The sequence below is a fragment of the Pantoea sp. Cy-640 genome (genome assembly GCF_011752635.1).
GTDB lineage: Bacteria > Pseudomonadota > Gammaproteobacteria > Enterobacterales > Enterobacteriaceae > Pantoea > Pantoea dispersa.
Genome location: NZ_VWXB01000004.1, coordinates 69,952 through 85,941 on the forward strand (window position 1 = coordinate 69,952; position 15,990 = coordinate 85,941).

Here is a 15,990-nt window from a genome sequence, read left to right on the forward strand (position 1 = left end):
AATCCTGAATAGCTATGCGGAAAATTATCGAATTAACACTTTTCATAACAGCGAGTTATGATAGGCGCATGTCAGCAGCATTTTATGCTGCCTGGCTGTGCAGGATTTAAGCTATCGCCCCAGGGGTTGCATTTACCGTAGTGAAAATGGTACTTATCTCGGCCCTGTTCAGCAGGTATCAACTCAGGCTGCATCATCGCGCGGGCGCATAATGCCGGCGCAGCGGTAACCGATGCAGTCCATTATAACCCTCTATTTTATCGGGCTTTTGCTCACTTCCCTGTGTGTAATGTCTTCTGCACCTTCGCAGCAGAGCAAAGGGGTTTTAACTGAGGAAATAACGCGTTATGAAAGGTTTTAAACTCACCCTCGCGTGGCAGATTCTGATTGCCCTGATTCTCGGCGTTATCGTCGGAACCGTGCTGCATAATCAGCCAGACGATCGTGAATGGTTAATCACTAACATTCTTACTCCTGCCGGCGACATCTTTATTCATCTCATCAAGATGATTGTGGTGCCGATTGTTATTTCCTCACTGATTGTCGGCATCGCCGGCGTGGGTGATGCGAAAAAGCTCGGGCGGATTGGTGTGAAAACCATCATCTATTTTGAAGTGATTACCACCATTGCCATTGTGGTCGGCATCACGCTGGCCAACGTATTCCAACCCGGCAGCGGCATTGATATGTCAACGCTGGCAACGGTGGACATCTCTAAATATGAAGCCACAACGGAAGCCGTGCAGGGTGCGCCACATGGCCTGGTGACTACGATTCTGTCACTGATCCCGCAGAACATTTTCGCCTCGCTGGTCAAAGGCGACATGCTGCCGATTATCTTCTTCTCGGTACTGTTTGGCATGGGACTGTCGGCGCTGCCGTCGGAGCATCGCGATCCGCTGGTGACCGTATTCCGTTCCATTTCCGAAACCATGTTTAAAGTGACGCACATGATCATGCGCTATGCGCCGGTCGGGGTGTTTGCGCTGATTGCCGTCACCATTGCTAACTTCGGTTTTGCTTCGCTCTATCCGCTGGCCAAGCTGGTGCTGCTGGTGTACGTGGCGATTCTGTTCTTTGCATTTGTGGTGCTGGGCGCGGTGGCGCGCTTCTGCAAGCTGCGTATTACGACCCTGATGCGCATTCTGAAAGATGAGCTGATTCTGGCGTATTCCACCTCCAGCTCAGAGACCGTGCTGCCGCGCATCATGCAGAAGATGGAAGCCTACGGCGCGCCGAAGGCGATCACCAGCTTTGTGGTGCCAACCGGCTATTCGTTCAATCTGGATGGTTCAACGCTGTATCAGAGCATTGCGGCGATCTTTATCGCCCAGCTGTACGGCATTGACCTGTCGCTGACCGATGAAATCATTCTGGTGCTGACCCTGATGGTGACGTCGAAAGGCATCGCGGGTGTGCCGGGCGTCTCGTTTGTGGTGCTGCTGGCTACGCTGGGCAGCGTCGGTATTCCACTGGAAGGTCTGGCGTTTATCGCCGGCGTCGACCGTATCATGGACATGGCGCGCACCGCGCTCAACGTCATCGGCAACGCGCTGGCGGTGCTGGTTATCGCCCGCTGGGAAAACCAGTTTGATACCAAACAGGCCGCCGCCTACGAGTTGCAGCTGCGAACGCAAAACGCCAGCTAAGCGACATGCTCTTTGACTGAACCCGCCTTCTGGCGGGTTTTTTTATATTTTGCAGACAAGTCCTGTCGTGGTGAGCGGCTGAAGAAAGTTTAAATTTATACCCACCATAACCACTCGCATCCGCCGTAGATAATCAAGAAGGCAATTTACATAAGGACTCACCATGAGATTCCCCGTTTATTTGCACAAAACAGAAAACGGCAGCTGGTCAGGTTTCGTACCTGACGTGCAGGGATGTTTTTTTGCGGGCAACACCGTTGACGAGGCGTTAAGCGATGCATTTGGTGCAATCGATGCGCATGTGGAATCGTTAGCGGACGCAGGCAAGGCCATTCCAAAAGCAGCCAGCGTTGAAACCCATATTAATGATGAAGAGTGCCAGGGAGGTTACTGGGCTTTCGTTGAGATTGATCTCAGTCGTTACGAAGGTAAAGCGGTGAAGCTGAACATCACCCTGCCGCAAAACTTACTGACCAAAATCGATAGCCACGTAGAAGCACACCGCGAATACGGCTCCCGTAGCGGCTTTCTCGCCGCGCTGGCACGCAGAGAGCTGGCAAACATCTAGCGCTTCTCCTTAATCCAACCCGCCTTCTGGCGGGTTTTTTTATGCCCGCTGCCGCAAAAGGCAAAAAAATTGACCTGAGCAGGAGGAATTAACAATTCTGTATGGTATATATTTTAAAGAATAAATTATTCCTGAAGGGAGCGAACATGAACATCGATCTGAGCCAGATGATCACCGAGGGCCGCAACCCGGCGAGCCAGAACATTGACGAGCTGAACACGGAAGCGATGCTGCGCGTCATTAACGATGAAGACAAAAAGGTGGCGCTGGCGGTGGAAGCTATCGTGCCGCAGATTGCTGAGGTGGTGGATGCCATCACGGCGGCATTCAGCCAGGGCGGACGTCTGATTTACTGCGGTGCCGGGACCTCTGGCCGGCTCGGTATTCTCGATGCCAGCGAATGCCCGCCCACGTTCGGCACGCCGCGCAGTCAGGTGGTCGGGCTGATCGCCGGCGGCCATACCGCCATTTTACAGGCGGTGGAAAACGCCGAGGACAACCGCGAACAGGGCGCGCAGGATTTAAAAGATATCGACTTTTCGGCACGCGATGTGCTGGTCGGCATTGCTGCCAGCGGCCGCACGCCTTATGTGCTTGGTGCGCTGGCCTGGGCGAAGCAGCAGGGCGCCTTCACCGCCGCGCTGACCTGTAATCCCAACAGCGCCATGTCGCAGGCGGCGGACGTCGCCCTGACGCCGGTGGTGGGGCCGGAAGTGGTCACCGGCTCGTCACGCATGAAAGCCGGCACCGCGCAGAAGCTGGTGCTCAATATGCTGACCACCGGCGCCATGATCCGCAGCGGCAAAGTGTACGGCAACCTGATGGTCGACGTAGAAGCCACCAATCAGAAACTGGTGCAGCGGCAAATCAACATCGTTAAGCAGGCCACCGAATGTGACGATGCCCGCGCGCAGCAGGCGCTGGCAGCGTGCGGCGGCCACTGTAAAACCGCCATTGTGATGATACTGGCAGACCTGAGCGCCGATGAAGCGCAGGCGCTGCTGGCGCAGAATCACGGCTTTATCCGCCATGCATTACACCACGCAGGAGCGCAATGATGGCGGCGATCACTGAAAGCTTATTGCGCGATATCCTGCAGGCGGTCGGCGGCGCAGGCAACGTCGTGCACTGCGGTAACTGCATGACGCGTCTGCGTCTGACGCTGGCCGATGCCGCGCGGGTCGACAGCGCCCGGCTGAAAACGCTGCCCGGCGTGCTGGGCGTGATTGACAGCGATGCCCAGCTACAGATTGTGCTCGGCCCTGGCAAAGCGCAAACCGCAGCGGAAAAAATGCAGGCGATGCTGAACAGCGCCACGCCAGAGGCGCCGGGCGATCTGCACAGCATCGCCAGCGCGCAGAAGCAGCAGATGAAAGCGAAGCAAACCAGCGCGCTGCACCGTTTTCTCTCCTGCTTTGCCACCATTTTTACCCCGCTGATCCCGGGCTTTATCGGTGCCGGATTGCTGCTGGGGTTTGCCACGCTGATTGAGCAGGTGTGCCATCTTAATCAGCCCGGGGAACACGCCCGCTGGCTGCTGGATACCGTGGCTTATATGAAGGTGTTCGGCAAAGGGTTGTTCACCTTCCTCAGCATCTTAATCGGCTATAACGCGCAGAAAGCGTTTGGCGGCACTGGCGTGAACGGTGCGATCATCGCCTCGCTGTTTGTGCTGGGTTATGTCCCGAACGCGACCGTCGGCTATTACAGCGGCATGCAGGATTTCTTTGGCCTGACTATCGATCCGCGCGGCAATATTATTGGCGTGCTGCTGGCGGCGATATTTGGTGCCTGGCTGGAGAAACAGCTGCGCAAAATTATCCCGGATAATCTCGATATGATCCTCACCTCGCTGCTGACGCTGTTAATTACCGGCGCAGTGACGTTCCTGGTGATCATGCCGATTGGCGGCGAGCTGTTTAAAGGCATGTCGTGGCTATTTATCCACCTGAACAATAACCCGTTCGGCTGTGCCATTCTGGCCGGTTTATTCCTGATTGCGGTGATGTTCGGCATTCATCAGGGCTTTATTCCGGTCTATTTTGCGCTGATGGAAACCCAGGGTTTCAATTCGCTGTTCCCGATACTCGCCATGGCCGGAGCCGGTCAGGTCGGTGCTTCGCTGGCGCTGTGGTGCAAAGCCGACAAGCACTCGCTGCTGCGCAGCCAGATTAAAGGCGCTATCGTGCCAGGTCTGCTGGGCGTCGGTGAGCCGCTCATCTATGGCGTGACGCTGCCGCGTCTTAAACCGTTTATTACCGCCTGCTTCGGCGGTGCGCTGGGCGGCTTCTTTATCGGGCTGGTGGCGTGGCTCGGACTGCCGGTGGGCATGAACACGGTGTTTGGCCCGTCAGGACTGGTGACGCTGCCGCTGATGACCTCTTCGCAGGGCATCTTTGCCGGTATGGCGGTCTATCTGGTGGGGCTGATCGTGGCGTGGATCGGCGGCTTCGTCTTTACCTGGTGGGGCGGCACCAAAAACGTCGATTTAAGCTAGAAAAGCCCGCGCCGGCAGACCGTCAAGAGGTCTGATGTTATTAAATGGATGATTTTGCTGCAATTGTGGGTTGGCTCACAATTGCAGCATTTCGTTAGCGCTGCTTATTATTGAGCGGGAGAATTATCACCCATCCAGACTTTACTGGAGTGGCTGAAAAATAAATGACGTGATATTAATGTGTTATCACTATAAGCCTTATTTAAACCAGGGTTATAGCCTTTCATTTCCTGCGAAATTCTTATTTCATCCTGATAAATATCTCCGGGCTCGCTTTTGATCTGTGCAGCTATAAAGTCTATATAAGCAACAGCTTTCTCCTGATTTTCACGCATCAGCGGCACTCTCTGTGCCCATAATTAACCACTTGATTCGTTTTGTGAAAATAGAGTTCGCCCATCTGCCCCTTTGTTCTTTTTTCGCTGTGCTTTCACAGCGTCGCTGATTGCTTGTTACTGGAGGTTGTATGAGATTCACCCGGAATCCCATTGCGTTAGGGATCGTCGCTGCGCAGGCGGTGTTTTATTTCCCCGGCGTGGGGGAAGCGGCAACACTGGGCGCGTATAATCCGCGCGATAACGACCAGCAGAGCGGCGCGCTGATCGTTAACGGCGGTAGCGCAACCTTAACCGGTAATCAGGCGTTTGAGCCGGGCATTGACGGGGCGGTCAACACCACGCTCGGCCAGGTGACCATCGCGGCGGGCGCACAATACCTTAATCAGGCACGTCTCGATCCCGGTCCGCAAAATCTCGCCATCACCGTGCCGGATCCCACTACCGGCGGCAACACCACCTTTCAGGTTTTTGATACCGCCAGCCTGGTGGCGCAGGCACCGGTTACCGCCAGCACGGTGGTGCCGGATCTGCAAAACGTGAATGACAATCAGTATATCGACGCGCGCATCGCCGACGTCAGCGGCAGCGGCAGTTCGCTGGATGTCAGCATTGGTCAGGCTAACGCCAACAGCAGCGCCAGCACCAACGCCTGGACCATGGCGGCCAAAAACACCACGCTGTTTCAGGTCAGTAACGGCGGCACCCTCAACTGGAACAACAACAACCGCATCACCTTTAACGGTTCTGCGGCCAACGTCTCCGGCGGCCAGGTGACCGACAGCCTGGCGGTACAAAACCTCGCGACCTATAACGGCAGCTTTAGCGTGCAGACGCTGGACGGCAAAACCACCGCCTTCAACGTCACCAATGCCAGCCAGCTGCAAAGCTACAATAACTGGCTGGTGAGCCAGCTGCAGGCCGGTAATCTCGCGCCGGCCAGCTACCTCAGCGCGTTCAATCAGGCGGTCACTATCACCAACGGCGATATTGTCTATAACGTCAGCGCCACGGCGCCGGATGAAGTGACGCAGCCGATAGGTAGCCGCGTGGTGATCAATGCCGAAGGCGCCGGTTCGCAGGTCACTATCGCCGCCGGTAAAACGCTGGAAGTGGTAGGGGCCAGCGATGGCGCGGTACGCGTTGCCAGCGGGGCCAATGCCACCATCGACGGGAAACTGGCGAGCCGCGGCACCGCGCTGGCGCTGGATGGCGCGACGGCTACCAACAGCAGCAGCGGCGTTATCAACGGCGGCTTCCTCAACCGTATTGATGGCACCGGCGTCGGCGCGGCCAGCAACAACGCGACTGCGGTAACGGTGCAAAACGGCGGCGATTTCATTAACAATGGCGTACTTAACCTCGGTACCACCGGCAGCAATTTGACCAACGGCGTGGCGGGCATCCGCCTTGATGCCAATGCGCAGGCCAGCAACAGCGGCAATATCAACGTGGGCGTCAACGGCTCCAGCGCGCGCGGCACCACCTCCGGCGTGCTGCTTACCACCGACAGCAGCCGATTTACCAACAACAGCGGCGGCACGATTTACCTCGGGCGAGGCGCGCAGAACAGCCTGAGCGACAACGTGGCGGAGACCGCCCTGAACCAGAGCGGGCTGACCAGCGGCATTGCGCTGGTGGCCAACGGCAGCGCCACCAACGACGGGGCGATTGTGATTGGCTCGCGCGTACAGAACGCCGCCGGGATGTCAGTCAGCGGTGCCAGCAATGCCACGCTGATCAACAGCGGCACCATCGACGTCAACGGCAGCGCTGCGCGCGTGCCGCGCGAGAACGTCGGCATGCTGGTCACTAACAGCAACGGTACGCTGGAGAATCGCGGCACCATCAACCTCAACGGCGTTAACGGCACCGGCCTGAAAGTGCTGGCCACCAGTGGTAACAGCGCCGCCGCCAGCTCCACCGGGACCATCAACGTGGCGGGCGGAGCCGATCCGGCCAGCGGCACGCGCAACTTTGGCGTTTGGGTGGAAGGTCAGGGCAGCGGCACTGCCGCAGCGAACGTGGACGGGCCGATTAACCTCACCGGCAACGGCGCGATTGGCGTGCACGCGCGCGGCAACGCCACGGTTAATGTCACGCAGAATGCCATTCCCCGTTTCAGCACCGGCAGCAATCAAATTGGTTTTTTTGCCTATGGCCCGAATGCGCTGATCAACGTAGACGACAACAACGCGTTTGACGTCACCACCACTAACTCGACGCTCTTCCGCATCGAACAGGGCGCGACGTTTGACGGGACTAATACCACGCTGACCGCCTCCGGCGCGGGTGCGGTGGCGGTGAACGGCACCGGCGGTGGCGGAACGTTGGTGAAGACCAACAACGCCACGATCAACGTCAGCGGCACCAGTGCCATCGGCGTCAATATCGAGGGCGGTGCGCAGGGCAACATTGACGCGGCGACCACCATTACCCTCAGTGGCAGCAACGCCACGGGCGCGATTGCCGACGGGCAGAAACATACGCAGACCGGCGCCAACAGCCGTGCGCCGGTCGCCAGCACGCGGCTGACCTCCGCCGCAGAACTCAACTCGGCGCAGAACGGCATCACCGGCTATCTGGCACGCAACCGCGCGCAGCTCAGCAACAGCGGCAACATCAACTTCAGCGGGGCCAATACCACCGGCCTGCGCGTGGAGAGCGGGGCGACCGGCAGCAACAGCGGCAATATCAGCATCAGCGACGGCGGCACCGGTATCGCGGTGAACAGCGCGGGCAGCACCTTCGCCACCACCGCCAGCAACAGCGGCAACATCGACGTCAATGGCGGCAGCAGCACCCGCCGTTCGCGCGGCGTCAGCGCCAGCGGTAGCCAGGCGGTGGCGAACCTCAACGGCGGCACGCTCACGCTCAACGGCAGTGGTGCCATCGGCGCCGAAGCGCTGGACGGTGCGCTGGTGAATATCGCCGCCGGATCGACGCCGATCTTTAACAATAGCGACCAGATCGCCTATCACGCTGCAGGTAACGGTTCGCGCATCCGCGCCGCCACCAGCGCGCTGGATGTCAGCACGCGTGGTTCCATCGGCTACCGCCTTGACGACGGCGCGGCGCTGAGCTTCAGCACGCCGAACAGCCTGAGCGCCAGCGCCGCCAGCAGCACCGGCGTGATTGTCTCCGGCAGCGGCAGCAGCCTCAACAGCGCCAACCTCAATCTGACCGCCAGCGGCGAGGAGAGCACCGCCGTGCGCGTCGAGGGCGGCGCAGCGGCGACGCTTGACGGCAGCAGCACCATCACGCTCAGCGGCAACAACGCGGTGGGCGTGCTGGTGAATACGCTGCGCAGCGATCTCAGTAATGCGCTGGACGGCAGCGCTGCCGCCACCCGCGTCACCAGCAACGCCCGCATCAGCGGCGCTGGCAACGGTGCCGTTGGCTTTGACCTGACCAACGGCGCGGCACTGGAGAACAATGGCGCACTGACGCTGACCGGCAGCAACAGCATCGGCATGCGCTCGCGCGCCGGCAGCACGCTGACCAACAATGGCGTGGTTAACGTCAGCAGCGGCACCGGGTTAGACGTCGGCGGCAGCGGCACCACGCTGGCGCAGGGCGGCAGCATCAATGTCGATAACGGCGTGGCCGGCGTGCGCATCAGCGACGGCGCGCAGCTGGCATTGACCGGCAGCAATACGCTGATTACCACGCGCGGCACGGCGCATGGCATTTTGCTCGACAGCGGCGCGGCGGCGCTCAGCGCGCGCGACGCCACCATCAACGTGCTGGGCAGCGGCAACGGCATCGAAAACCGCGCGGAGCTGGACAACGTGAGCCTGAGCAACCTGACGCTCAACGTTGGCGATGGCAACGGCATCCGCACCGCCGTCGCGTTCGATCCCGCCTCCACCGTGACCACCAACGTGTCCGGCAGCGGTAACGGCCTGACTATCGCCAACGCCGATGGATCGACCACCGGCGGCGATCTGCTGCTGGGTTCGGGTTACGTTTTCAATGTTACCGGCGCTGGCGGTACCGGGATTCGCGCCAACACCACAGGAAATATCGTCACCGCTGCCAGCGTCAATATCACTAATGCGGCAGGCGGTTCGGCGCTGGTCTCCAGCACCGCCGGCACCATCGTCAACCGCGGGACGCTGCGCTCCAGCAGCCTGACGGCACCGGTGGTCGATCTGCGCGGCGGCAAAACGGTATTTGAGAACCTCGGTACTATCGTGACGGCCACGGCGCAAAGCGTGGCGGTGGCGGGCAGTAACGCCGACGATGTGATTTTGCTGACGCAGGGTGACGTGCTGGGCGACATCAATCCTGGCGGCGGCAGCGACACGTTCCGCTGGACCGGCGGCACGCTCAACGGCAGCCTGACCATGGGCGCAGACAACAACAATATTGCCGACGTCAGCGGCGTCGATCTCAGCACCACTTACCATCTCACCAGCGGCAACGGCACCGGTAACAGCCTGACCTTTGACCAGATTACGGCGCGCGGCGGCAGCTTCAGCGCGGATGACCTGAGCAAAGGCGTTAACCTCGGCAGCGGCTGGAGCATCATTAACTTCGCGGATAGCCGCTGGACGCTGACCGACAATCTGCAGCTGGCGCACAGCACCATCAACATTGATGGGCGCTCGACGCTGTATGCCGGTGACAACGTGCATCCCACGCTGGCGGGCGGCACAGCGGATTCGCTGCAGGTAAATAACAGCGGCACGCTGGATCTCACCAATGGCGGCGGTTCGCCGGGCAATACGCTGGACATCAACGGCTCGCTGGCGTCGCTGGGCGGTCAGGCGAATCTGGTGACGCGCCTGAATGACGGCGGCGCGCTGAGCAACCAGTTCACCGACCACATCAACGTCAGCGGTAACGCCAGCGGCACCACGCTGCTCAACGTCAGGCTCGATGCGGCAAGCAGCGCGGCGCTCACCGATCGCAACCGCAACGGCGGCATTGAGGGCAATGAAGGCATTTCGCTGGCGCAGGTGGGCGGCAACGCCGGCCAGAACAGCTTTGCGCTCAGGGATGGCTATCTCGGTGCCGGACCGTGGCAGTACCGGCTGTACAGCTTCGCGCCGGGCAGCAGCGATCCGGCGCAGCGCCTGCTGAGCGGCAGCGGCAACAATTACTGGGATTACCGGCTGGCAAACTACTACGTGTGCGAGGACAGCGACAGCTGCCAGCCAGCGCTGGTGACCAGCGGATTTGGCACGCCACAGCGCTACGATGCGCGTCCGGCGGTGGTGCCGCAGGTGCCCTCGTACATTTCAGCACCGGTTGGCCTCGCCTATTACACCGCCGCGATTATTGATGACCTGCACAAGCGTCTCGGCGAACTGCGTCACGAGCAGACGCGCCCGGCGGGTAACGGCGGTGAGATGTTCCTGCGCTATATCGGCTCAAACCTGAAATACAAAAGCGACCGCAGCTTTAGCGATTACGGCTACGGTTTTGACCTCGACTACAGCGCGGTGCAGCTTGGCGGCAACCTGCTGCGTCTCGACGGTGAGCAGGACAGCCTGCGCGGCGGCGTGGCCTACACGCGCGGCAATACGCGCATCCGTCCGCAGGCGGCAGACGGTTACAGCAGCACCAGCTTCGATAGCGACAGCCTGGCGCTGTACGGCACCTGGCAGCGCCAGAGCGGCTTTTACCTCGACGGCGTGCTGTCGTTTGACTGGCATCGAGGTGAAACTGACATTGCGCGCCAGCAGCGCGAGGCCAGGCTGAAGGGCCACGGCTGGACCGCCTCGCTGGAGAGCGGCTATCCGTTTGAACTCGGCGAGGGCTACAAGCTGGAGCCGCAGGCGCAGTTGATGTACCTGAAACTGAACATGAATGATTTCACGGATGAGGACAATAACCAGGTGCGCTATGGCGATTATCACCAGACGATTGGCCGTCTCGGCGCGCGTCTCGACCGCAGCTGGACCGATGACAGCAACCGCCAGTACACGCCTTATCTGCGCGCGAATTATTACAAAGGCTGGGGCGGTACGGCGCAGACATCGGTGTCGGCTGCCGATAATCCGGCGCTCGGCGCCAGCTTCAGCAGCGGTAATTTTGGCCAGATGTGGGAAGTGGGTGCCGGCGGCACGGTGACGCTGCAGCAGGATGTGTCGCTGTATGCCGAAGCGGATTACCGCAAGGAGATCGACGGCAACGGCGCCAGAGGCTGGCGTTACAACCTCGGCGTGCGCTGGCAGTTCTGACAGTATGTGTGCATGGCGCGGTCGCCGTGAACGGTGTAATGCCGACCGGTCAGGGCAGCCGCAAATCGCACAAAATTTGTAGCGGCGCGATTTATCGCGCAATAAATTGCGCCGCTACCAAATGTGCAACGATTGTCGAGCAGTTTGAGGTTCAACTGACAAACTTATCGTACTCAGCCAAAGCTCGATCTCATTTACCCTAAATGATTTTTTATCGATCCCGCCCGCGGCCAGAACTGTGAAGCGCCGCGCACTCCGGCTTTATTAAGAACAAAAATTAAATAGCCGCGCTAAAGCCAGGCCATTGTGCTGCCGAAAAGGTAAAAAAGTATTATCGATTTCTCTTCAGCCTGCGTTTTGCAAGGACTCACACATGCGTAATAACCAGCCCATCACCCAGCGTGAATTCGTCTTCGACGATCGCGCCACGCTGATGTCGACCACCGATCTCAACAGCCACATCACCTACGCCAATGACGCCTTTATTGAGGTCAGCGGATTCAGCCCGGAAGAGGTCAACGGCCAGCCGCACAACATGGTGCGTCATCCGGATATGCCGCCGGAAGCGTTCGCCGATATGTGGAGCACGCTGAAGCAGGGCGAACCCTGGACTGCGCTGGTCAAAAACCGGCGCAAGAATGGCGATCACTACTGGGTGCGCGCCAATGCCATTCCGGTGGTGCGCGAGGGCAAGCTGCAGGGCTATATGTCGGTACGCACCAAACCGTCGGCGGAGGAGATCCGTCAGTGCGAGGCGCTGTACCGTGATTTTCGTGAAGGGCGTGCCAAAGGGCGTCGCTTCCATAAAGGGCTGATTGTCGGCAGCGGCTGGCGGCGACTGACCTCAGTGCTGAAAACGCTGCCGCTGCGCTGGCGCATCCGCAGCACGCTGATCGCGCTGCTGCCGTTGTCGGTGCTGAGCGTCTGGCTGCTGGGCATGGCACCGCTGGCGATCGGCTGCTTCAGCGGCGGCATGGCCGGGTTGCTGCTGCTGGCCAGCCTGTGGCTGGAGCATCAAATCTCGCGCCCGATGGAGCGCATGTGTCGCCAGGCGCTGAGCGTGGCCACCGGCGCCAGCCACAAAGTCGAGCACATCGATCGGGTGGATGAGATCGGCATGACGCAGCGCGCTATCGGCCAGCTGGGCCTGATGTTCCGCTGGCTGGTGGATGACGTCAGCGGCCAGGCGATCAACGTCCTGAGTGCCAGCGACGCCATCGCGCGCAGCAATGATGAACTGAGCCGTCGCACCGAGCAGGCGGCGGCGAACGTGCAGCAAACGGCGGCGACCATGAACGAAATGACCGCTACGGTCAAAAGCAACACGGAAACCGCCAGCGAAGTGAATACGCTGTCGGCCAGCACCAGCGCAGCGGCGATCAAAGGCGGTGAAGTGATGCAGGAGATGGTCGGCATGATGGCGGAAATTGCCGACAGCTCGAAGCGTATCGCCAACATCACCAGCGTGATTGACGGCATCGCTTTCCAGACCAATATTCTGGCGCTGAACGCGGCGGTGGAGGCGGCACGTGCCGGTGAGCAGGGCAAAGGCTTTGCGGTGGTGGCGGGCGAGGTGCGCAGTCTGGCACAGCGCAGCGCCAAAGCCGCCAGCGAGATCAAAAACCTGGTGGAAACCAGCGCCGGCCGCGTGCAGTCGGGCAGCGATCACGCCGATGCGGCCGGCCACACGATGCAGGCGATTGTCGATCAGGTGCAGAATGTCACCGCCCTGATCGCGCAAATCAGCGCGGCGACGGCCGAACAATCCATCGCGCTGAGCGAAGTCAGTAGCGCGGTGGAGGATCTCGACGACATCACCCATCAGAACGCGGCGCGCGTGGCGGAAGGCGCAGAAGCCTCCGGCCGAATGGCGCATCAGGCCAACCGGCTGGTTGAAGCGATCAGCGTGTTTCGCTAAGTTTCACGACGCTTCACGTCCGGCGCGCAGCGCGCCGGGCGGTGTGCCGACAATGCGTTTGAAGGCGCGACTGAAGGCGGCCAGTGAACCGTAACCGAGGTGGAACGCTACGCTCTCCACCGCTTCGCCATCGTTAACAATACGCTCCACCGCCAGACGCATGCGCAGTTCGGTAAGGTAGCGCAGCGGCGTCATGCCGGTGGCGTTTTGAAAGCGCGCGGCAAACACCGAGCGTGAACTGCCGGATTCGCGCGCCAGCCGCTCCACCGTCCAGTTTTCGCCGGGCGCGCGGTGCATGGCCGCCATCGCCAGGCTGAGGCGCGGATCGCGCAGGGCCTGCACCAGCCCGCTGCCCTGACCACAGCCATTCTCCACCCAGCCCCGCACAATTTGCGCCGCCACCACATCGGCCAGCCGCGACAAAATGCCGGCAAAGCCCGCTTTGCGCTGACGTGTTTCACGCTCCATGGCATCCAGAATCGGCTGGATTTCCGGGTATTGCGCCAGCAGCGTGCTGACCAGCATTACATCCGGCATGGTGTGCACCAGCGGCTGCATGCCGCCCAGCTCAAACGCCATGCAAGCGCTGAATAAAATCACATCGCTGTCATCCGGGCAGGCATCCGCATCCGGCGCATCGTTGATGGCGCACACGCTGTCGCAGATGGGTTTGCTGTTAAAGGTAGCGATCGGCACGCACACCGCATCTTCGCCGGAGATCAGCGCGTGCGGCTTACCGTGCGGAATCAGCAGCGCATCGCCCGCCTGCAGCGGATAGACGGTGCCGGAAGCGGAGCGAATCAGCAGCGAGCCGCGGCCAACAAAATGCAGCTGTGCCTTGCCCGGCGCGTCATCATATTGCAGGCCAAACGGCGCATGCAGCGCGATGCGCTGATATTTGACGCCGTACAGGCGCATGCCCATCAGCAGTTCGCTGGTCAAATCTTCATAGCGGCTCATACAATCCAGACGAATTATCAAAAAACAAAGTTTCTGTATCATAGATCGTCTTGCGTCGTCTCTCTATGCTTACAGCCTGATATTTTGTGATGGGGATCGCAGATGAGTCTGGATACTGAAGTAGTGGAAACAAGCATTGCGGTAGAGAAACCCGCATGGGGCGCGGTGTTCGCAATGGCGTTTGGCGTCTTCGGCCTGATCACCGCAGAATTTCTGCCGGTGAGCTTGCTGACACCGATTGCCGACTCGCTGCGCGTCAGCGAAGGGCAGGCGGGCCAGACGGTCACGGTTACCGCGCTGGTGGCGCTGCTGACCAGCCTGGTGATTGGTAACGTCACGCGCCGCCTCGACCGCCGCCTGGTGATGCTGGCGTTCACGTTGCTGCTCATCGCCTCGGCGCTGCTGGTGGCGTTTGCCGAAAATCTGCCGATGATTTTACTGGCGCGCGTGCTGCTCGGCATGGCGATTGGCGGCTTCTGGACGCTGTCGACCGCCATTACCATGCGGCTGGTGCCCGCCGATCAGGTGCCGCGCGCGCTGTCGATTGTGTTCAGCGGTATTTCGCTGGCCACCATCATTGCCGCGCCGCTGGGCAGCTACCTTGGCGGGTTGATTGGCTGGCGTAACATCTTCCTGCTGACCGGTGTTTTGGGCGTGCTGGCGCTGTTCTGGCAGTTCTTCACCCTGCCGTCGATGCCGCCGGAGAACAAAGCGCGCAGCGCCGGCGTGCTGGACCTGCTGCGTCAGAGCGTGATGCGCTGGGGCATGCTGGCGGTGATCATGATGTTTACCGGCCATTTTGCTTTCTTTACCTATCTGCGCCCGTTCCTGGAAACCAGCGCGCAGCTGAATGTGAATCAGCTGTCGCTGGTGCTGCTGGCGTTCGGCGTGGCGAACTTCTTCGGCACCTCGCTGGCTGCGTGGCTGGTGACGCGCAGCGTGTCGCTGACGCTGACCGGCATGGCGCTGGTGATGAGCGTGACGGCGGTGCTGCTGGTGAGCTTTGGCCACGTCTCCTGGCTGGTGGCGAGCGGCGTCGCGCTGTGGGGGCTGGCGTTTGGTTCAATGCCGACTGGCTGGTCAACCTGGCTGTCGCGCGCGGTGCCGGACGACGCCGAATCGGGCGGCGGGCTGCTGGTGGCAACTATTCAGCTGGCGATCACCGCCGGTGCGGCAGCCGGTGGCTGGATGTTCGATCTGCAGGGCGCGGGCGGCGTATTCCTTGCCAGCGGCGTGCTGATGCTGCTGGCCGCCATCACCATCTTTACCCGCGTGCGGCATCACGGTTAAATCCGTTTACCGCCATCCGGCGCGGCGCGACACGCTTCAGGGTGTGTCGCGGCGCCGCTTTTGCCGCCCATGCTGGTCTCACCAATCACAGCAATAAATCCTGCCTTTTAATCAAATCGTGGTTTTTTAACCCTTTGCGCACAGGTTGCGCTAAATGTGCTTTTTATAGTCAAAATATTCGAATGACTTAGGCAAATCTCTGCGCTTTTTTTTGATCGGTTGCCGGCCTACTATATCTTTCATCAAGGCGATGTCGCCTTATTCAATCAAACATCTTTAAGGAAATGACCATGAAAACCATCAAAACTTTTGCTGCTGTTATTGCTCTCTCTGTTCTGCCATTTGCCAGCTTCGCGCAAAGCGTGACCGCTACCGCCTCTACGCTTGACGGTGCTGAAGCGCAAATCGCTGCTAAAGCGCAGGAACTTGGTGCTTCCTACAAAGTGACTGAAGCCAACTTCAACAACGGCGTTCACATGACCGCAGAACTGACCCAATAAGTTCGCCTTACCCTCTGTGCTGACAGGGTGCCTTCGGGCGCCCTGGCGGCGTTGCTAACGCCATAAAATCCTGTCCCTTTTC

At 59.9% G+C, this 15,990-nt stretch carries 10 protein-coding genes; 8 read left to right on the forward strand and 2 right to left on the reverse strand.

The window, feature by feature from the left end; all coding sequences use genetic code 11:
- Positions 1-347: 347 nt before the first annotated feature.
- From gltP to murP, 4 genes are all read left to right on the forward strand, one after another.
- Positions 348-1,649, forward strand: a complete 1,302-nt coding sequence (gene gltP / locus F3J36_RS11870) for a glutamate/aspartate:proton symporter GltP (protein WP_021507820.1) — start codon at positions 348-350, stop codon at positions 1,647-1,649.
- Positions 1,650-1,812: 163 nt separating this feature from the next.
- Positions 1,813-2,217, forward strand: coding sequence for a type II toxin-antitoxin system HicB family antitoxin (locus F3J36_RS11875; RefSeq protein ID WP_058757543.1), 405 nt, complete (start codon positions 1,813-1,815; stop codon positions 2,215-2,217).
- A 146-nt stretch (positions 2,218-2,363) separates the two neighbouring features.
- Positions 2,364-3,275: an N-acetylmuramic acid 6-phosphate etherase gene (gene murQ / locus F3J36_RS11880; RefSeq protein ID WP_166719766.1), complete on the forward strand. Its 912-nt coding sequence runs from the start codon at positions 2,364-2,366 to the stop codon at positions 3,273-3,275.
- On the forward strand, positions 3,275-4,714 hold the full coding sequence (murP, locus tag F3J36_RS11885) for a PTS N-acetylmuramic acid transporter subunit IIBC (protein WP_058774923.1): 1,440 nt from the start codon (positions 3,275-3,277) through the stop codon (positions 4,712-4,714). Before murQ ends, murP begins: the two co-directional genes overlap by 1 nt.
- A 107-nt stretch (positions 4,715-4,821) precedes the next feature.
- Here the strand turns inward: murP and F3J36_RS11890 are convergent, their stop codons facing one another.
- Positions 4,822-5,049: a hypothetical protein gene (locus tag F3J36_RS11890; protein ID WP_166719767.1), complete on the reverse strand. Its 228-nt coding sequence runs from the start codon at positions 5,047-5,049 to the stop codon at positions 4,822-4,824.
- A gap of 131 nt (positions 5,050-5,180) precedes the next feature.
- Here F3J36_RS11890 and F3J36_RS11895 point away from each other — a divergent pair, with 131 nt between their 5' ends.
- Both F3J36_RS11895 and F3J36_RS11900 read left to right on the forward strand, forming a co-directional pair.
- Positions 5,181-11,240, forward strand: coding sequence for an autotransporter outer membrane beta-barrel domain-containing protein (locus F3J36_RS11895; protein WP_166719768.1), 6,060 nt, complete (start codon positions 5,181-5,183; stop codon positions 11,238-11,240).
- A 373-nt stretch (positions 11,241-11,613) separates the two neighbouring features.
- Entirely contained in the window at positions 11,614-13,158 is a 1,545-nt protein-coding gene (locus F3J36_RS11900) for a PAS domain-containing methyl-accepting chemotaxis protein (protein WP_166719769.1), read from the forward strand.
- A gap of 3 nt (positions 13,159-13,161) precedes the next feature.
- Here F3J36_RS11900 and F3J36_RS11905 read toward each other — a convergent pair whose 3' ends face one another.
- Positions 13,162-14,118, reverse strand: coding sequence for an AraC family transcriptional regulator (locus F3J36_RS11905; RefSeq protein WP_021507815.1), 957 nt, complete (start codon positions 14,116-14,118; stop codon positions 13,162-13,164).
- A gap of 102 nt (positions 14,119-14,220) precedes the next feature.
- On the opposite strand from F3J36_RS11905, the gene F3J36_RS11910 reads away from it, so the two are divergent.
- Entirely contained in the window at positions 14,221-15,408 is a 1,188-nt protein-coding gene (locus F3J36_RS11910; protein ID WP_166719770.1) for an MFS transporter, read from the forward strand.
- A gap of 290 nt (positions 15,409-15,698) precedes the next feature.
- Positions 15,699-15,908 carry a DUF1471 domain-containing protein gene (locus F3J36_RS11915; RefSeq protein WP_058757538.1) on the forward strand — a complete coding sequence of 70 codons (210 nt, stop codon included), beginning with the start codon at positions 15,699-15,701 and terminating at the stop codon, positions 15,906-15,908.
- The last annotated feature ends 82 nt before the right edge of the window (positions 15,909-15,990 follow it).